The sequence below is a fragment of the Vibrio sp. V04_P4A5T148 genome, from assembly GCF_963875605.1.
GTDB classification, from domain to species: Bacteria; Pseudomonadota; Gammaproteobacteria; order Enterobacterales; family Vibrionaceae; genus Vibrio; species Vibrio anguillarum.
In genome coordinates, this window is the sequence record NZ_CAWNMS010000062.1 from 14787 (window position 1) to 35213 (window position 20427).

Sequence of the window (20427 nt, forward strand, 5' to 3'; positions counted from 1 at the left end):
GGGATAAATTATGTCTGAAATGAAGATAAAGTTTGATCCTGATCTAACTCATCAGAAAGATGCGATTAATGCAGTCGTAGGCGTGTTTGAAGGGCAGGAAATGTTCCAATCGAACTTTTCTGTTTCATCCAATGCCCTGACTAATGAACAGTTGGGACTATTTGCTAGAAACAATGACATTGGCGTAGCGAATGCTCTTACTCTTTTACCAGAAGAGATGTATGAAAATACTCGAAATGTTCAGCTTGTAAATGGCTTACCGCAAACTGAAACGTCAAAACAAGCTCTGCCAAGTCTCGATTTTACTATCGAGATGGAAACGGGAACGGGTAAAACCTATGTTTATCTACGTAGTGTGTTCGAGCTGAATCAAAAATATGGGTTTACCAAGTTCATCATCGTTGTTCCGTCCGTAGCGATTAAAGAGGGGGTGTATAAATCTCTGCAAATCACTGAAGAGCACTTTAGGAAAGAGTATAAGAACGTTCAGTATGATTACTTTGTATACGACTCATCAAAGCGTGAATTGGTGAGAAACTTCGCAACGAATGATTATGTTCAGATCATGGTAATCAACATTGACGCATTTAGTAAGTCTTTCACCGACCCAGAGAAAGAGACTACAGCCAACTTGATTCACCGAACTGATGATCGATTGAACGGTATGAAGCCGATTGAGTTCATTCAAGCGACTAATCCTGTTGTATTGATTGATGAACCTCAGTCAGTTGCTTCTACAGCTAACCGTAAAAAAGCGATTGCCAGCTTAAACCCATTATGCACGTTCCGATATTCCGCAACGTTGACAGAAAAGTTTAACTTGCTCTACAAACTTGACTCAATTGATGCTTATTCTCGCCAACTTGTTAAACAGATTGAAGTGGCTTCTTTAGCTGTTCAGGACAATTACAACCAAGCCTATATCAAGTTGATTAGTGTTGATAACAAGAAATCGCCAATTATAGCGAAAGTAGAGATTGACGTTCAAACGAAAGCGGGCAAGCTACAGCCACGTAAGGTCATCACGGTTAGAAGTGGAACAGATTTGTTTGAAGCTTCTGGTGGACGAACTGTTTACGAAGGTTATGTTATCAACGACATCTATTGTGAAGAAGGTAGTGAGTATATCGATTTTACTAGCCGTGACGACATTATCAGTCTAGGACAGGCAATTGGTGAAGTTGATGAAGACACTTATAAGCGTTTGCAGATATCCAAAACCGTTGAGGAGCATTTAGAGAAAGAGCTTAAATTCTTCAAAAAGATCACGACTGGCGTTAACCCTATGGATTATTCAAAAGTGATGAGCCAAAAAGGGATTAAAGTCCTAAGCCTGTTCTTCATAGACAAGGTAGCGAACTACCGAGGCTATACGAAAGACGGTGTGCCATTTCAGGGCAAATTTGCACAATGGTTTGAAGAAGAGTTTACTCAACAACTTAGAAAGCCAAAGTATCGTATCTTGTACCCGTTTGTGTGGGATCAGGATAGCTCAGGTAAACCAGTAATCAATGAACAAGCTCTAAAGGAACTAGCTAGTTCGGTTCATAACGGCTATTTTGCTCAAGACAAGAAGAAGGATGTGGCAGGTAATCCACTTTTCACTGAATCTAAACTAGCGGCAAATGGTGAAGGTGGTAAAACTGCGGCTGATGAATCTGCTTATAACTTGATTATGAAAGATAAAGAGAAGCTACTATCTATTGATGAAAAGCTACGCTTTATCTTCAGTCACTCAGCACTAAAAGAAGGTTGGGATAACCCTAACGTTTTTCAGATTTGTACGTTGAATGAAACCAACTCTGTGATGAAGAAACGACAAGAGATTGGTCGAGGTTTGCGTTTGGCTGTTGATCAATCAGGTGAGCGTGTTCCTTACGGTTTTGAAGTCAATACACTGACTGTTATGGCGAACGAGTCTTACGAGCAGTTTGTATCAGAGCTTCAAAAAGAGATTGAGAAAGAAGAAGGTATCAAGTTCGGTGCGATTGAGAAGCATCAGTTCGCTAATATCATTATTTCGAAGGAACTTGATAAAAAAGAGTTCCTTGGTGCTAAAAAGTCAGAAGAGATATATCAGCATTTAACCGACAAAGGTTACATTGACAAGCACGGCAAAATCCTAGATTCACTCAAAGCTGATCTTGCGGATAACACCCTAAGTCTTCCTGAAAGTGTAAAGGAATACACTGATGCAATTTTAGCGACTTTAACCAAAGTTTCTAAAGGCTTGAGTATTAAAAAACACGAAGAGAAGACGACTGCAACTCTGCGTGAAGATAACGGTAAACAGGTTGTTCTAGGCGAGGACTTCAAGGCTCTTTGGGATCGCATCAAATACAAAACGACTTATCGAGTTGATTTTAGTGTTGCTGAGTTGATTGAAAAGTGTATCAAAGAAATTCGTGCCTCCGTTACGGTAGCAAGTGCGAAATTTGAATACAAGAAGGTCAAAGTTGCGGTAACAGAGGCGGAACTTGAAACGTTTGATGAACAGTCAAAGATTCAATACTACCGTAATCGAAACTTCCAGTTGCCTGATGTTGTAACTTACCTAGAGTCGAACACGAACCTAACACGTAAGACGGTCGTTCAAATCTTGATTGGATTGAGTGATAAACTTGAAGCATTCAAGAACAACCCTCAACGATTCATTGAATTGGCGAGTGAAGTGATCCGTAAACAAATGCGCCTTGCAATTGTGGATGGTATTACTTATCACCGTATTGGTGATGAAGATTATTATGCTCAAGAGTTGTTCCAAGAAGAAGAGTTAACAGGCTATATTAAGAACATGGTTGAAGCGAGAAAGTCTGTTTACGATTACATCATTTGTGATTCAGATACAGAGATAGAGTTTGCTGCAAAACTTGAAGAATCGAACGATGTTAAGCTTTATGCAAAGCTTCCTGCTTGGTTCAAAATTGATACACCTCTAGGTAGCTATAACCCTGATTGGGCAGTGTTAATAGACAAAGAAGATGGTATGGGTGAGCAGCTCTACTTTGTAGTAGAAACGAAAGCCAGTATCTTCTCTGATGATTTAAGAGCGTCTGAACAAGCGAAAATTAACTGTGGTATGGCGCACTTTGAAGCATTGTCGAAAGATAAAGAGGGTAATGCTCTTGAAAATCCAGCGAAATTCGTTAAAGCTGATTCTTACAATACTTTCGCAACGAATCTATATGATAAATGATAGGTAAGTGTTCACCGGCACTCTATTGACAACACTTTCAAGTGCGTTACTTTCGAGATAGCCAGCGCAAAAGATTACTCATGAATATTTTTTCTGTAAATATTGGAGTTTTTCACTGTTTGAATTGGTCAGTTCACAATGGTTTGAAAAAAGCAATAAGGGGCTGTTGAACAGTTAAAATGATAGTTTGTTTTTTATTTTTTCACACATATATCATCAATTTGAACTTATCCAAAGCTAAAGATGATGTTATGCAAGACAACCAATACGTTTGATTCTATTTAAGGGAAGCCATAGCAATCACTGACCGTAGCCAGTCGAACAAAGATCTGGCTAGGCAGAGGGAGGACATAATATCCTCCCTCACTCTTTTATTTTTGTTAACCGATGTCTCTCAGGTTCCGAGCGGTCGTTACGATGAGCTTCACCTTCGGGTAGAGGCCAGCCAAGTTGGCTTTGTTTAACGATATGGTGGACGGGCGGAGTTTAAGGCAAGAAGCGATGCTGCGATTTGAGAGACCGCAGTCGTACTTAAGGCGTAATACCTCTTTGATTTTGTTCATTGGAGTTCTCTTTTTTACCATGGTCGCTTACTTACGTTCTTGTTTAAGACGTAAAGAATAGCGAGCTATTGATTTAAAAGAGAAAAAGGTAGGATTTCGGAGTTAGGCTAAAAGTGATCGGATAATCCCGAAATGCTCCGAAATATGCACTTGCCATGTAATAAAATCTAAGCAGCGGAAGAGCTCTTCGCAATAGTCATAGAAACAGCAGTCATGTCAGAGCATGAACTAGCAGCATATTGTCGTATCCATGGCCTTCATGTTGAGCAAGTTAAGCAATATCGATACAAGCCCCAGGGCGTCCGCATGAATGGTTAGAATTTAGCCGCCAACTGAAATCCAGCTAACAAGACTTGCTCCAAGAAGCCGGAGTTCATCATGCAACGCTTCTGCTTCATTGGCACATTAATTTTGGTTGGCTCAGCTCTTAGCATGTTAAGCGCCATGTGTCTTAACCCTGCCAAGTTTTCAGCTGCGTTTTCTCGGTAAATCTGACAAGCATCTTCCCGCATGCTCACAGCTAAAATCCAATGCATTGACTCAATGCCCCAGTGGGCTCGAATAGCATTTCCAGCTTGCTCCGGAGTTAGGTCAGCTGAACTGATGTAGTAGCGGTACTCCAACACTGGTGCTTTGCCTTTTGCTGCTCGGTAATTTTCAACCATTGACAATACTGGTTAGTCGGCTCCACGTAGAGAAGTCACCCTCCAACTCGCAGGCCTTGAGTACATGGCAAGTTCGTGCTTCAACACGGCCTTTCTGTTTCTCGATGTGATAGGTGTTTTTTTCAATCGTCACGAGGGCTCCGCGCAAGTCGAGCATCTTAATCAATTCCGGAATTGCGGTGATTTCATTGCTCTTATCGTCAGTTTTAAGTTGGCCCAATACCAGTTGGTTGGCACTCGCGTAGGCGCTCACCATATGGATGGTACTTTGTCTGTCATCTCTATCGTAGGAGCCGCGCAAAGTCTTGCCATCAATGGCAACCACCTCACCACACGTCAAGGTATGTACCGCACTCATCCAGCCCAGGAAGCAGTCGTGAAACTCGGCAGGGTCAATACTTGCGATCAGACGAGCAAAGGTATCGTCAACGGGCACGCCGTTTTCAAACAGGCCCTGTTTAAGAAACCACTCATGGTGACCAAGAACATATTCACGAATGTCGGTCCAGCCTTGGCCACCGGCTATCACAGCGCAGATTGAACCAAACAAAATATCAAACGGTAGTCAACTTTTGCACTTTGCCGTTCGTCACGGATGAGGCTGAAGTGCTCTTTGATGGTATTAATATTCATGGCAGCTCCTTAAAAGAGGAGCATAAGATCACAGCCCGCACGTCAGGTCAAATTTAACCTCGCATTGCGCAAAAAATGTTCATGATCTTGCCCTGGCACTATATTTTAGTATATTCACATATTACTTCACTTAGTTTAGTTACTATGCGGTTTTTATTTGATCTAAAATAACTAAATGAATGGGACAAGTCGTATCGCCAAAGTCCTACGTTAATGTTAGATGAGTTATCATTAGTATCCATAGGTAAATTGTGATGTAGAGTTATGAAGTCGCAGTTAAGTACATCTCTTGAGAATAGTCCAATTATCTTGTAATTATCCTGGTCGTCTGGGTACGGCTGCCAATTTTCTATTTCTATACCACTTCTTGAAGTATTTTTTACCTCTATGGTCAACATTACTTGTCCATCATTGAAGAGTAAGCAGTCAACATCACACTTTTTGATACTAGAACCAAATGTTTGCCTACTCCATGTGTGAAAACCATCATAAACTCGTTCGTTTACATTTACTGTTTTGATTGACTCTTTGTCTTCAGAGTTAGTTAATTTAATAGAAAACTCAGAACAGATTAAGTCTGCAAGTTCATTTTCCAGTAATTGGTACTTATATAATTTATTTTTGTGGGCATTAATTACTTGTATGTCATGGTGAGGAAAATCATGCTCGATCAATATTATCGGTACATCTTTTGATGATATCTTGTTGACGAGGTATTGCAATAAAGCTCTATTAGAAACTTTTTCCCCTTTAACCTTGTCAAAAGTGACACCTATAACTTTGTTTATTTGTCTATCTGTCCAAACTATGAAGTTATATTCAATAAAAGACTCACGTCTTTCGTTCTTTATTGCAATTTCTATAGGGTCCATATATTACTCGTTTTTTTAAAAATTTTCGCAGTAATATCAGGTGCTTATAGTAATTTCAATGCTGGTTATATTAACAGTGGACGGGGCTTAGCCGCTCTCATAGACTGAACCTTAAGCATTAAGTCCTGCATAAATCCCGTCTAACGTGATGTTTTTCTTTGATTTCCTCTGTGCGGACTTTCGCGCGTTATTGAATATATAGCTAAAGGCCCATTCAAGTGTGTTGCCTATTTCTGACCAGGCTTTGTGGCTGATACATTCAAATATGGGTAACAGCCGCACATCCACATTTTTTGCCGCTTTAAACAGCGAGACCGGTGGCATTGTCTGCAGCACTGTACTGCGCCTAATGATCAGCGCGAGCAAACTGGCCCAGATAAGCCCATCAACGATTGCCTTTTGTGCTGTGACAAATCGTTGCCAGTTTGTGTGAGATTTTAACTCCTTAAAAAGCAACTCCACCTGCCATCGACAACGATAGATCGCCATGATGTCATCAGCTGTATAGGTGTCAGAAGGTAAGTTAGTTATCCAAATGCAAAATCGCTTTTCTTCTGCAAACCAACGTCTTACTACTCTAAATTCTCGTTTGCCACGACGAACTTGCAGGTCGAGGATTTGTGAGCGATTGGTGCCTCGTGTAATGTCTTTAAGCTTCTTCTCTTCGAGCTTAGGTAGCCGTCGCCCCTGACCGTTTTTCGCCTCAATAACATTAGGGTTCAAAGACTTGGCTCCTCGGACGATACAGAGGCCACCATAGTGCTCAAGCTCGCTAAAGAAGTGGAAATCAGGGTAACCTGCGTCAGCCAGCAGCAATTTGTTCTGCATTGCTTTGGGCTTAGGTAAATAGTCTCTTTCTGACGCCGTATCCACGCTGATGCTCATCGCGACGGGAGAAAAGCTTTTTAAGGACATGGTCATGTGGCATTCGACCGCTGCAGGATTACGCTTAAACCGGCTTGGATAAACGTCCGCAAGATCACGATGAATGTGGAAAGAGCTACCATCTTGAAGCAACACGTCATCAAAGGTGGCAAGTTTATCTGGTAGGGTGGCTCTGTGCTGGCGAGCAAACTGTGCTATTGCTCGCAGCGCCAACTGACGCATGAATATCGGAAACTCTTCTTTTCTCAACTGGTTATGATAGGGCTGTAAGCCACGGTATCTTCAGCACTTAAGCACATACCATTAAATTGCCTTAGTAAATCCGCAATGGAGGAGCCGTTCCCTTTACTCAACGCCGTCACTAAGCTTATGACTAATTGCTCGGGTAAAATCGCCCGACATCGCTTCATAAGCCCTGTACTTTTTGCCATTATCAGCATTAAAGAATTGCTTAAACTGCTTTTGTAAGGAGATAATCGTCATCGGCTTCACGGTTGGTATAGGTAGTTTGTTTGGCGACGATTATCTGATCATAAATGAAGCCTTTTTTCTATCTAAATAAATCACTTAGCTCTTAAGATCCTGTCTATGTAGCCGCTCTTATGTATACCAATTGATAGGGGGAAAGCTACTTTTCACAAGCAATTTCATTAGGTGATCGAATGGTGGCCTGGGTTCCAAGTGAATTACAGCAATGGATAGATAGTCGTGTCGATCAGGCTAGGCAACGAGCATAAAAGAGGAGGACATTATGTCCTAATGCCGTTCACTTAAGGTGAGCGGCATTGTATTTTCTAGGGTATCGGCTTGGCTTTTTCTTCACGACTCTAGGGACGGATCTTTCTCGCCTTGGCTCAAGTATTAAGCTCCCACTCATTGCGTAGAAATTTTGGAGTTGCCTCGGTATTGCTCCCGGTGACGAGTATGGAAGTCCCACTATTAGGCGCATGATGTGGGCTAAGGATCCATTGAAGCTAAGTTGGTATAAGTAGTCTCCATTCAACGTATTACAGGCCGAGCTGAGAGGTGAAGTTCAGATAGTTCTTTATCCGGAAATGAGTTGATCAACTAATGATGTCAGTAAATATTACGTATAAAACCGCATGTCCGAATTGTTAATGTAGTGCGGGTTCTTTCTTTGGTACTTAAGTACCGTTTTGCTGTTGATAGATGTTCTGTATCGTTGGTCGGTATTTCTATTGATGGATTTTTTCTTATGAATGTCGGATTCAAACAAAGTCTTATCCTTGGTGTATTGTTGTTAGTTTCTCTAGCTCTTGGGGCCGTAAGTTTTATTACTTACAATAATGTTTCCTCTGCTTTCAAAGAAGACAAAACCAAAACGGTAAAGGAGTATGTCGAAGCCAAAGAAGAAGTCGTTCACAGTTACTTTCTTGAAAAAGTAGCTAGTTTAGAGCAGATAGCGGAGTTTTATAGTCAGAATCCAATACCTGAAGATAAAGTGAGCTTTGTAAAACAAATGGCCGCGGGAGCCAATGTTGGCAGTGTTGTCTTTACTGAACATAATGGTAAAGCTTATTGGAACCAGACATCTAAAAACTGGCCAGGTCATATATTTAATGGTGATGCGACGACTAGAGAGTGGTATTTGGTTACTCAAGGTAAACGAGGTGTTGCAACAACAAAACCATATGTGGCTTCTACTGGTAAGGTATGGGTCTCTATGGCTATAGCAATCAGTAGCGGTGTCATCTCTTTTGATTTTGAACTATCAAAACTTAATAGTATTGTTGAGAGTTTCAGTGGTGTCGACGGAGCGCTGGGCATTATTATGGATGACGAATCAACCATTTTAGCGACGTCATCCTCGGCGATTAACAATGGCGAGCAAGCCGTCAAATTGAAGGGGTTCTCCAATGTTGCCAGAAACGTACTAAATTCTAATGGTATGTTGTTTCAAGAGTATGCTTTTGGTGGTGACGACAAAATGTTCTACTCCATTCCTATAGAATTGGCCGATACTGTCTGGTACTTGGGAGTCGCGCTTGAAGATGACAGAACATTTGCTCCAATTTACAGCACGCGTACCAGTTCAGCGATGATGGTGGTCGGTGGTATCACCGTTACTTTAATTCTATTCTATTTCCTTATCACAAAGCTTTATCAACCAATAACATCTCTTCGTGAGCTAGCGTTGGACTTATCAAAAGGTGAAGCAGACCTAACTAAACGTTTAGAGCTTGGTCGACGTGATGATTTGGGGCAGATAGCTGACGGCATTGATTTGTTTATAGACAAAGTGCACTTGGCAGTTAAAGAGATTGTTGGTATTTCAGGTAATCTCTCAATCAACGTTACGAAGCTTCAATCCTTGACAGTGGAAAATGCAGAGAGCATTAGCCAACACTCTATAGAAACTGAGCAAGTCGCTACCGCGATTGATGAAATGAACAGTACGGCGCAATCTGTTGCTCAAAGTGCTGTGAAAGCTTCTGAAATTACAGTGCAAGCATCGCAGCTTGGTGCTGAGTCGGAGCAAGTCGTGAAACGAGCTCAGTCTTTGACTGAAGACTTACTGCAAGACATGGAGAGATCAGTTTTGTTGGTTGAGCAGATGGACCAAAATAGCCGAAATATCAGTGGTGCTCTTAAAGTCATTGGTGATATTGCAGAGCAGACCAACTTATTGGCTCTGAATGCTGCGATAGAGGCGGCTCGAGCTGGAGAGCAGGGAAGAGGGTTTGCTGTTGTTGCGGATGAAGTTCGGACTTTAGCAAGCCGCACTATGGATAGTACAGGAGAAATAGACAAGGTACTGAATGCCTTGCTTGAGAGCAATCATAAAATGTCGGAGGCTATCTCTCGCACCAAGCAGATGTGTCTAGATACAGCGGCAGGGCAAGAGCAAGTCGGCGGGAGTTTGAGGACATTAGCTGATTATGCACAACAGACCGATGACGCAAGCACCCAAATTTCTACTGCTGCGGAAGAGCAGTCAGCCGTGGCGGCAGATATTAGTCAGAACATGAATCAAATTAAAGATATTGTAGTGTCACTGAGTGTTGGCAGTGAAACGCTTGCAGAAGAGGCGGAAAAGATCCACACCTTGAATATTGGTTTAAGTGAAACAATTCGTCAGTTTAAAGTTTAAATGCGCCTGATAGCGAGTGAGTNTACAGCGGCAGGGCAAGAGCAAGTCGGCGGGAGTTTGAGGACATTAGCTGATTATGCACAACAGACCGATGACGCAAGCACCCAAATTTCTACTGCTGCGGAAGAGCAGTCAGCCGTGGCGGCAGATATTAGTCAGAACATGAATCAAATTAAAGATATTGTAGTGTCACTGAGTGTTGGCAGTGAAACGCTTGCAGAAGAGGCGGAAAAGATCCACACCTTGAATATTGGTTTAAGTGAAACAATTCGTCAGTTTAAAGTTTAAATGCGCCTGATAGCGAGTGAGTAGGAATGCAAAAAGAAGTGCTTGTCTATGACTTAGTCTCCAATGGGCTGCTGTGCCTATATCTAACCATGAGTAACATATCCGTTTATGTGCCAGCACATAAACGAAGAGAAATACTGACGGCGTACTACAAGCGTATGCTGAATGAGCCAAAATATGGGAGCGTGAGGCAAGATGTTCGAGGTTTTTTGAAAGCTTGTCGCCATCCTCACCGGAACATTGATGAAGTACTGTTTGAGCTGTACCAAAGTGCACAAAAGGTAAATGGGGAACTCCGTTATGACGAGTGTTGAAATTGAGCATCACAATGAATCAAAAACAGTGAGTTCGTGGTTGTTATTGTATTTATCAGGTTATAAGAATCCATTCGCGATCAATATAGAGCATGTTCAAGAAATTTTGCCATACAGTTCTATAAGCGCAATACCAGAGACTCCTCCTTATGTTTTAGGCGGTGTAACGCTAAGGATGAGAACGATGCCAGTATTAGACTTATCTGCGTTGTTGGGGGCGCTTACTGCCCAAGAGGGGGCTGTTGGAAAAACGTTTGTTATTATCGAGTGTCTGGGCGAGCATTTGGTTCTTCTGGTTGAAAAGGTAGACCACATTATCGATTGTTCGCAAGATAAGTTTCACTTGCCTCCGAAAGAGGCTGGCAACAATATTTTCATTCAAGGTGTTATCGAGTCAGAAGGTGGCCTTATTCAAGCTTTGGATGTGAATAAGGTGATACGTCTGTCTTGCAGAGTGAAGCCTAAGGCGAATCATCAACAAGGATTTTGAGCGATTTTTATGGACTTGAATGTGCACAGTATCGCGTTGAGTCAGTTAACGTCATTCTTTGAGTCCTCAGACGATGGATTGTGGTTACAAAATGGAACTCGAGCCTCGCTGTTAAATCATAAGTTTTACAAAGCGTTTGGTGTACCTTGTTCTAAAGTATTGATGAGAGACTGGATACGGCTTGTTCATCCCAATGACGTCGAAAGAGTCATGCAAAGTATTCGGATCGTAAAGCGGAGCCAATTGTTGGCAGAAGCTTACGTTATCGTGTGAAAAGCTGCCATGGGGAATATCGCTGGATTGAGTCGTTAGGAATGGCGGTACATGAGGAGCACCAGCAATACATCTTAGGCAGTCATAAAGACGTAACCGAACAGGTAATACTTGGCTTTCAACAAGATTTTTCTTCTAGTACGGACCCTGAAACGGACTGTATAATCAGTTTACCTTTCTTAAAGATAAAGTCTCATGCAAGGTCAAGGGGGACTTTTTGTCTTTACTCTAACTGACTTGAAGTGATCTGCTGTCGGCAGATGAGCATTTTCACCCTCAAATTCGTGGTTAACTCAAGCAGTAAAACAGGCAAATTTCTTTGTTTGCCTCAATCAGTTTTAGCGTTGGCCTGTTGTGAATTTAGCGCGCGCAATGTGTGGAAAGGGCAAGTTAATCGAATATTTCGCATTTGCTGAATGCGCTGCTTGTTGAATTTGTCTGCCTCAAAAGCTTGGTTTGTTGTTGAAAGGTGGGCTTTGTTTTGGCGGCTTATTTATCACGGCTCTTGCTTGGGTTGATTCTTGAATCACTCAACCATTGCAATTGTGGCTTTTGGTCGTGTGAATTCAGTTTATCTTATTGAATTTGCAGAACAAATGGCTCAAAAGAGATTGCCAACGCGTGGCGGCTTTAGTGCAAAATTGAAGTTCAGTGTTTACAGTGTGTTCCCAGTCAGGTATTGAGCTATCGAGAGCCACTATGGCAAGGTGGGTTATCCAAGTGAGTGAAAAGTTCAAACCGCTTTATCAGGCACTGAAGACTCACTTACTCGAACAAGGGGTAGTTCAGGCCGATGAAACGCCGCTCAATGTGCTCAAGGAAGAGAAGCAATGTTACATGTGGTTGTACTGCTCGGGAGCCGACTCCCCAGAAGCCACCTTACCTGACATGAAAAATATCGTCTTGTTCGACTATCAAAACAGCCGTGCGAGAGCGTGCCCCGTGAACTTCTGGGGTGATTACTCAGGCTATCTACAAAGTGATGGTTACGCGGCTTATGATGGATTAACCAAGGTCACCAATGTCGGTTGCTTTGCTCGTGCACGCCGTAAGTTCATGGAGGCGAAGAAGCTTCAGGGCAAAGGCAAAACAGGGAAAGCGGATGTGGCGTTAGCCAAAATCCAAAAACTGTATGCACTGGAATCGCGATTAAAACTCGCTTCGGCTGAAGAGCGTTGGCCTGAAAGACAATCCAGAGCCAAACCGCTGCTGGATGACCTCTATGACTGGTTAACGTCTCAGAAAGTCATTGAATCGAGTCCTCTTGGTAAAGCCATCAAGTACAACTTGGGTCTGTGGCAGAAAAAATGGGTTATTCTCGACGAATCCGCTTGGTGCTGATGCGAGTGCTTTGCTATATAGCATCATCAAGACGGCGCAAGCTAACGGACTGATACTCTATGATTACATGGTCAAATTTATGAAAGAACTGGCCAAGCCAGGGCCTGATATCAACTCACTTCTTCCTTGGAACTTCAAACACTAAAACGCCCCGTGGTATCGTGGGGCGGATACATTCCAACTTATCGCCACGCATCAGAGGCTCAGTCAGAGGTTTGCCAACCCATTTAAGGTGTTGGTGAATAGATAATCACTTGTGCTTGAGCCCAAGCACAGAAGCAAAAACCGATCACAATTTGGTTGTATCACATAAGAAATTGTACTCAAAAACCGAGTTTCTTATCCAATTTTAGTGTATATAAACGCATAAGAATCAGTTGGTTAATGTTTGATTTATCAATAGCTTTTAAGCGTCATTTAGGACGGAAATTTTCTTACTAGGGATTAAAAAATAGATAGCTTAAACCAAACTGGTGGTATAACGACCATGACCACAAAACAGATTAAACCTTGATTTTAATTCAATGACTTATGATTTAATAAGCCGCTTTCTTTGCTTAATGAACAAAGATCAAGTCATTGTTTAGTCCGTTCATAGAAGGAAATTTATAATGGAATCTAAACGCAAGCAGGAAATCTTAGATTATTTGCAAGGGTTAAGTAAATATATCAATACAGCGGCTGGTTGCACTCCCGAGTTGTTACAACAGTCAGCGAATATTCTACAAACTTCGATTGACGAAGTGGCAACGGCTGCGGCACGGCAAGTACTATACGTACCAATTGTCGGTGGTTTTAGTACCGGAAAATCTACCGCACTGAACACTCTTCTTGAGCGAAAAGTTTTGCCAGAAAAAGTATCTCCTGAAACAGCAATCCCGGCCGAACTTCACTTCAGTACTGAAGAAAAATTGATGGCACTATCACAAGCGGGGGCATGGAGTGAACATGAAATTTCTGAACTACCCTTGCTATCAGCTAATGCTGGAAACTATCAGTTAGTGCGTCTCTACCTTAATAGCCCAGTTTTACAGCAGATAGAGCCCTTGGTATTGGTTGATATGCCGGGGTTTGATTCTGGAATTAATAAACACAATGAAGCTATTCTGCGCTATATAACGACTGGAGTCATGTATCTATATTTGATGGATTGTAAAGCTGGCAGCATTAGTCGCCAAGATCTGCGGCGAATTGAGGAGATTTTGGATCTTGGTCGCTGTGTAAAAGTTTTCCTGACCAAAACAGATTTGGCGTCGCCACAGGAGCTAGAAGCTGCACGTGATTATGTGTCAGATTGCTTATTTACACTTACTGGTGAGCCGGTTGCTGGTGCAGTAAATAAAGATAATGCAGCTGATATGCTCGCAACAATCAATTCAGCAAATAAAACTGCACTGTTTGATGTGATGGCCTTGCCAATGGTGAAAAACCTTTTCTTCGATGCTGACGGTATGGTTAATACGGCTATTAATGCACTGAATGCAAATGCTTCTGACATTGCTCAAGCCTTAAAAGAAGCTGATCAGGCGTTAAATAATTTAGATGCTGATCGTGACCGTATGTTGCAAGAGATCAAGCAAAGGGGGGGTGTACAAAAAAGCGACCTGATTTTAAGCAGGTTAGAGCAAGCGCTACACAAAGCCACCGAAGAACTGCTGATACAGGCACGTATGGGTGAGACACAGTTACGTAACACCATTGGTGATCTGGTTCGCTCTACTCTAAGCGTAGAAATTCAAGCATTGTTAAAGCAAACGACAGCGAATATAGCTTATCAATTCTCAGGTAATATCAACATCAGTGGTCTAGCGTTGGGCTCTGATGATCATAATTGGGTCGAGGGGCTAATTTCTACTATTGAATCGCAGGCCATGAATGCCATAGCGGGTTTGAATGAGTCAATAGCAACAGATAAGGGAAATCACGCTAACAAAGGAAAGAGTGTTGGGAGCATCATATCACTTAGCACAATAGCAATACTGATTCCTAATCCAATTCTTAAAGTGGTTTTTGTCATTTTGCCAGGAATTGTTGGAGAGTTATTTGGTAACTTGAGACGGAAAGCTGAAGCTAACCAGTTGCGTGAAGCGATCTGTAATCAAGTTATTCCTGGAGTATTAACTCAGTTGCGACCTCAAGTGAACGAGTCTTTGCTGTGTATTGAGACGGAGCTGATTCGGGTCACTTCAGAACAAATAGCGCAAAAAATCAGTGTTCAGAAATCTTTGTATGACGAGATGGCCAAAACGACTGGACAGGAAGCGAGTCAGTTGGAGATTTCTTTATCTTCCCTAAAACAAATTCGTAGTGAAATGCAACAAAACGCTAATGGAGTGATTGTTTGATGTCAGTAAGTTCAGAAAAATATTTATCAGTATTGGAAGAATTTGAGCAAAAAATAGCTCGCTATTGTGACCTAGTCAATACGCCTATGCGTAGCAAGTTGAAGCCAGGTGGCTTCGCAGAACACAAGGATGTCCAAAAGCATCTGGAAGCATTGCAGCAATCCGGACGATCTCTAAAAATCGGTGTTATTGGTCGTGTTAAAGCAGGCAAGTCTTCATTAATTAACGCTTTATTATTTGACGGTAAGGAGGTTTTGCCAAAGGCAGCGACTCCAATGACGGCAGCGTTGACCTCAATCAGATATGCGCCAAAGTTTACCGCAGAAGTACATTTCTTCTCATCCGAGGATATCCGTGATCTACAGATAAAGGCACAAGAATATAAAGAAGAAGTTACCTATTTGATTGAGCATTACAAAAAAGAATATGCCGAGCGTCAGAAGCAAAATCCAACACGTTCAATGCCGCCGTTGGATGAGAATATTCTGCATAAAAAAGCTATTCGTGAAGTAGGTGAAAATGGTGCCTTAGCCGCGGCTGCCGATATCTGTTTGCGAATGGAAGCCTCTGGAGTTGATGTCGGCGAACTGGGCGATGTGCGTGTATTAACCGGAGATTCAATTGAGGACTTAAATAGCGAATTAACCCAATATGTTGGGGCGACGGGTAAGTTTATGCCATTTACTCGTGAGTTGGTTTTAGGTTTACCGCTGTCCTCGCTACAGGGGATTGAAGTTATTGATACGCCGGGGGTTAATGATCCCGTTAAATCACGTGAGCAGCGTACTTACGAACGTTTAAAAGAATGCAATGCTGCTTTTTTGGTCAGTCCGGCAGGGCAGTTCCTTAGCCAGCAGGACTTTGAGCTGGCTGATCGCTTAAGTGCGCGTGAAGGAACTCAAGAAATATATTTGGTAGCCAGCCAATCCGATATGCAACTACACTCTAACTTGCGTAATGAGGCTAAGGGAGACTTGCATGTAGCGCTCAGTAAACTGCATCAAATTTTGACGAAACAGGCGATTAGTGCTTTGAGTGGTACTGAAAATGAAGTCCTTAGCAGCATAATAGCTGACATTAGTGAGCGTTTAATTGTTACTTCAGGAATTTGTGAGACTTTGCTGCAAAATGACGGTATAGGCGACGATGGTGCAGAGCATGCGATGAAGCTATTAGCTGAAAACTATCGCGATTATTTCTCTTTACCAGAGTCGAGACAAGCCTGCCTCAAAAAACTTTCAGCGCGTGATCGGCTGCAAGACGCTGTAGAAACAGTTCGTGCTAAAAAGGTACAAATACTCGAACAGCAAGCGCAAACATATATCGATGCTCAATGGCAAACATTACAGCAAGTCAGAGACGATGTACTAAGTGTTTTATCAGATCTACATAATGAGGTAAAAAATGGTGACAAAGCTACGCTTGAGGCAAGAATTGCACACTTAAATCAAGTTTCCAGCAAGGCTATTGTGGCAACGAATAGTGAGTTCATCAACCAAGCGGAGAACATCCGGCTAAAGTTACCATCTGATCTTGAGCGTGCTATTCAAAAAGCATTCGATATTTTGGACGAGAGATCGGAAAGCGCTGGGGGGCAAGAGACAGAGACTTATCAAGTTGAAAAAAGTGGTGGATTGTCATGGCTGGCACGCAAGCTATGGGGCGGTGGTAATGAAGAACGAACCCGTTCAGTTGCAACGCTAAACCCGTTGCCAATTCGCCGCGCACTTGAGGGGTTAGCCAAACTTATGCGGAGCGGCATGAAAGACTGTGCTAATGGCTCGCTTATTCAATGGCGCCGTGAACTGGTCAAAGGCATGACTCGGCAACTGCGTGATACCATTGGTGATCATGAAGTCGACATTGCCCGACTTCAAGAGGTTTGTCGCAGTGTGGTGGATAAACTGGTCAACTTCCCTGATATAGAAGTTCCTGATTTACCGGCGGAACTAGCCAAGTCCAGTAAGATTAGAGGTAGCAGTGTACGAGGATATCAAGATGCTGCGCAAAACTATGCCTCACGGTTAGAAGCGAATGGTTTAGAATTTATTCAGTCGGTTCGTACATCGATAGATAATATTATGAAGAAAAATATCGGTGAAGAGTTAGTGGCCGATTTAATTAAAGAGATCAAAGATCTTCAGGAACAGGTTGAGAGTAAAACCCTGACATTAGAAAAAATAAAGCGCATGCAAGCAGAAATGAGGGAATTATAATGACAGAGGTAAAAACAAACGTGGCTTTGCCAGTTACCAGTGCTGAGAAGTTTTTCTCTACCTTGAGTTCGTCAATAAAAAAACTACGTGCTGAGTATGAGGTTACGGTAGCTAATAACCAGCATACTCATATTGAACTCAATAAAGTTAGCGTCGCTTTAAATAATAAGATTGAAGAGTTACTAGACCTTAAAAGCCGCTATGACCTGATTTGCTCGGCAATATCTCCGATAAAAAATGAGTCTGAATACTATAAATCGATTAAATTATTGATTGATGCTTCTTTATTACCGTTGATTAATCGAGTTAATGTTCTCGCCAATGAGGCGGAGCAAGTTACTGAGATACGCGCAGTGGATGATGAGCTGCGATTGGTGGATTCGTTATCTACATTTGCTGAGCGTACGATCATTGCGGTGGCTGGTGGTTTCAGCAGCGGTAAATCGTCATTGATTTCCAGTTTTTTTGCCGATGAAGCGGTGAAACTGCCTATTGGTATTGAACCTGTCACTGCGATCCCAACCTATGTTGGTCATGCGGATAATATTGCGATTCGTGGCTATTCTCATGAGGGAGGTTATTTTGATGTGTCAAAGCATATATATGCATGTTTGTTGCATCAATTTGTTGAAGAGTTTGGTTTTAACTTCCGCGATCTTGTCCCCTTTATGTCACTTGAAGTTCCTTTCAAGTTGCTGCGTCATATTGCTTTTATTGATTTGCCTGGTTACAACCCTGGACAGAGAGGTGGCACAACGATGGGAGATCAGGCTGTGTCAGATGAGTTCATTACTCAGGGACAGGCGCTAATTTGGGTGATTGGTCTTGATTCGAATGGCACTATACCACGTGATGATTTGGATAAACTCTCGAGTTTAAATGAACTTGATATGCCTCTATACGTGATTCTCAATAAGGCAGACCTACGGCCACAAGGTTCTTTAGATGAGATATTAGACCAAGTTACCGAAGAGTTGATGATGAGTGGTATTCCATATGAAGGCGTGTCAGCTTACAGCAGTGCAACTGGTATTGAGCTAGCGTTCCGTGAGCGTAGCTTGTTAGAGGTACTGGCGGAATGGGATCAGCCGCGTGACGCTATTCAAATTGTGGCCCAGAAATTAGAACATGTGATTGCTGTATATGAGCATGCTATTAAGGCAGATATTGAGAGTCGAAAGAAAAAAGTCTCATTAATTAAGGCGTTGGAATTAAACTTACTCGAAATTGGCGTATTTGATACGGAATTATTTAGCTCAGAATTTGATGTCGAAGCTTACATGGGTGAAGAACCTCAAGAAAATATACCCACCTCGGGTTCATTCTCATGGCTAGCCAGAAGTCTATGGGGTGGAGGATACGTTACAAACACTACAAAGGAAAAGAGTGCTAAGGCAGCTACTGCCGAAAAAAAACAAGCACCATTGCAGGCAAGTCAACTTGATTCTATTCGTGATCAGCTAGAAACTTTACGGGATGACTATTCTACAAAGAAAAGCGAAGAGGATCTGAAAGAGCTTCAAAGAATTCGGTGTGAACTGCAATCATTATTGCAGAAGAAAAGTAAGCGCGTCATAAACCCCGCATTCTAATGAACCTCAGTACGCCATACGATCAAACCTCCAACCACAAGGAGATTTAAAATGGCAAAACGACGTACCGACCAAGAATGGAAAAACCTGTTCGAGCAATACGAATCCAGTCAACTATCTCATCGTGTTTTCTGCGAGCGCCATAGTCTGAGTCTTTCGACCTTTTATGCAAAGCGTTAACAATTGCAGCGCTCTGGGCAATCTCAAAATGGTGGCTTTATCGAAGCTGAAGTCGTTGAAAAAACGACACGCTACCAGATGGCTCAAACTCCCGTCGCTAACATGACATTATTTATGCGTATTTTGGAGCATTCCGAACAGCCATTTTGGGATGACCCGAACACCTATTTCGGTTTAATCCGAACGCTCATTCCGCGATTATCCGAACACTTTTAAGCGAACTCCGAAATCAGCGTTCGGAATGCCCGAAATCCTATCTTTGTGGCGTTAGCCAAAATCCAAAAGCTGTATGCACTGGAATCGCGATTAAAACTCGCTTCGTCTGAAGAGCGTTGGTCAGAAAGACAATCCAGAGCCAAACCGCTGCTGGATGACCTCTATGACTGGTTAACGTCTCAGAAAGTCATTGAATCGAGTCCGCTTGGAAAAGCCATTAAGTACACCTTGGGTCAGTGGCCTAAGCTGATACGCTATGCTGAATATGGGCATTTATCTATCGACAACAACCGAGCAGAGCGTGCAATCAAATCTCTGGTCATTGGCCGAAAAAATGGGTTATTCTCGACGAATCCGCTTGATGCTGATGCGAGTGCTTTGCTGTATAGCATTATCGAGACGGCGAAAGCTAACGGACTGATACTCTATGATTACATGGTCAAATGTATGAAAGAACTGGCCAAGCCAGGGTCTGATATCAACGCACTTCTTCCTTGGAACTTCTCACACTGAAATTAAAACGCCCCGTGGTATCGTGGGGCGCTTACCGCAATGCAATGTAACCCTGTTTTTAAACAGCACTATCAAAAGCTATTAGCCGCCGGAAAGCCTAAAAAAGTAGCGATCATTGCTTGCATCAGAAAGATGATAGTTATCTTAAACTCTATGCTCAGAGATGGCTGCATGTGGGATGCAAACAGCGCCAGAAATTAACTTTTGACGCCATAGTCTCTTGTTATGTTTAAAGTGCGGCACCATCGAAAACATCATAAGACAAATCGAATGTATCAATATCAGAAAGACACCCCAAATTTATTCGATAATATCCTGTCTGACGAAATGTTTGATGGAATGTATAAATTCCACATTGCCTACAAAACTGGTGCTTAGCCACACCACTATTAAACTCATACGTTTCCAATGCATTATTAGAAACGGATATTTCTATATCTTCTACCGATACTGTATATGGAGACATTAAAGCCCCTTTTTGTTTGCAAATAGAACAATTACAACGAAGACCCTTTGTGATCTTTTCGCCCACAAATCTGAACCTTACAGCTCCACAATGACAACTACCTTGATATTCCATATTTATTCTCTTTAAACATAATGCCCGGTTAAGGGGTTGACAATGCACCACCGAACTCAAAAAAACACACTATAACACTGAATTTCAATTTTGCATCAAAGCCGCCACGCGTTGGCAATCCCTCTTGAGCCGTTTGTATGAGCGGTATAACCA

Annotated in this window: 8 protein-coding genes and 9 pseudogenes; 11 read left to right on the plus strand and 6 right to left on the minus strand. The window is 42.3% G+C overall.

Annotated features, from left to right (window positions below):
* The first annotated feature begins 10 nt into the window (after positions 1-10).
* Positions 11-3196 (plus strand): type III restriction-modification system endonuclease, encoded by a 3186-nt coding sequence (locus AACT18_RS13305; protein ID WP_094125154.1) that lies wholly within the window; start codon positions 11-13, stop codon positions 3194-3196.
* Between the two features lie 426 nt (positions 3197-3622).
* Here AACT18_RS13305 and AACT18_RS13310 read toward each other — a convergent pair.
* From AACT18_RS13310 to AACT18_RS13325, 4 genes and pseudogenes are all read right to left on the minus strand, one after another.
* Positions 3623-3780 (minus strand): annotated as a pseudogene (locus tag AACT18_RS13310) (IS21 family transposase); the annotation flags it as partial.
* A gap of 293 nt (positions 3781-4073) precedes the next feature.
* A pseudogene (locus tag AACT18_RS13315) lies at positions 4074-5057 on the minus strand (ISAs1 family transposase).
* 98 nt (positions 5058-5155) lie between these two features.
* Positions 5156-5929, minus strand: coding sequence for a hypothetical protein (locus AACT18_RS13320; RefSeq protein WP_094143571.1), 774 nt, complete (start codon positions 5927-5929; stop codon positions 5156-5158).
* Between the two features lie 111 nt (positions 5930-6040).
* Positions 6041-7297, minus strand: a pseudogene (locus AACT18_RS13325) (IS4 family transposase).
* Between the two features lie 152 nt (positions 7298-7449).
* Between AACT18_RS13325 and AACT18_RS18140 the strand changes: the two are divergent.
* Positions 7450-7551, plus strand: a pseudogene (locus AACT18_RS18140) (AlpA family phage regulatory protein); the annotation flags it as partial.
* A 29-nt stretch (positions 7552-7580) separates the two neighbouring features.
* Here the strand turns inward: AACT18_RS18140 and AACT18_RS13330 are convergent.
* A pseudogene (locus tag AACT18_RS13330) lies at positions 7581-7826 on the minus strand (IS4 family transposase); the annotation flags it as partial.
* Positions 7827-8030: 204 nt separating this feature from the next.
* On the opposite strand from AACT18_RS13330, the gene AACT18_RS13335 reads away from it, so the two are divergent.
* The 9 genes and pseudogenes from AACT18_RS13335 to AACT18_RS13375 all read left to right on the plus strand — a co-directional run.
* Positions 8031-9926 (plus strand): methyl-accepting chemotaxis protein, encoded by a 1896-nt coding sequence (locus tag AACT18_RS13335; RefSeq protein WP_094144271.1) that lies wholly within the window; start codon positions 8031-8033, stop codon positions 9924-9926.
* Between the two features lie 588 nt (positions 9927-10514).
* On the plus strand, positions 10515-11018 hold the full coding sequence (locus tag AACT18_RS13340) for a chemotaxis protein CheW (protein WP_161439554.1): 504 nt from the start codon (positions 10515-10517) through the stop codon (positions 11016-11018).
* Between the two features lie 930 nt (positions 11019-11948).
* Positions 11949-12777 (plus strand): annotated as a pseudogene (gene tnpC / locus AACT18_RS13345) (IS66 family transposase); the annotation flags it as partial.
* Between the two features lie 466 nt (positions 12778-13243).
* Positions 13244-14977, plus strand: coding sequence for a dynamin family protein (locus AACT18_RS13350; protein ID WP_094124934.1), 1734 nt, complete (start codon positions 13244-13246; stop codon positions 14975-14977).
* The gene (locus tag AACT18_RS13355; protein ID WP_094144273.1) at positions 14977-17193 is read left to right on the plus strand and encodes a dynamin family protein; all 2217 of its coding nucleotides are present in this window, start codon (positions 14977-14979) and stop codon (positions 17191-17193) included. Before AACT18_RS13350 ends, AACT18_RS13355 begins: the two co-directional genes overlap by 1 nt.
* Positions 17193-18785 (plus strand): GTPase domain-containing protein, encoded by a 1593-nt coding sequence (locus AACT18_RS13360; protein ID WP_094144274.1) that lies wholly within the window; start codon positions 17193-17195, stop codon positions 18783-18785. The genes AACT18_RS13355 and AACT18_RS13360 overlap by 1 nt, the downstream gene beginning before the upstream one ends.
* 51 nt (positions 18786-18836) lie before the next feature.
* Positions 18837-19181, plus strand: a pseudogene (gene tnpA, locus AACT18_RS13365) (IS66 family insertion sequence element accessory protein TnpA).
* 45 nt (positions 19182-19226) lie between these two features.
* Positions 19227-19694 (plus strand): annotated as a pseudogene (locus tag AACT18_RS13370) (IS66 family transposase); the annotation flags it as partial.
* A 33-nt stretch (positions 19695-19727) separates the two neighbouring features.
* Positions 19728-19895 (plus strand): annotated as a pseudogene (locus AACT18_RS13375) (IS110 family transposase); the annotation flags it as partial.
* A gap of 28 nt (positions 19896-19923) precedes the next feature.
* Here the strand turns inward: AACT18_RS13375 and AACT18_RS13380 are convergent.
* Positions 19924-20274, minus strand: a complete 351-nt coding sequence (locus tag AACT18_RS13380) for a GFA family protein (RefSeq protein WP_094124852.1) — start codon at positions 20272-20274, stop codon at positions 19924-19926.
* Positions 20275-20427 lie beyond the last annotated feature (153 nt).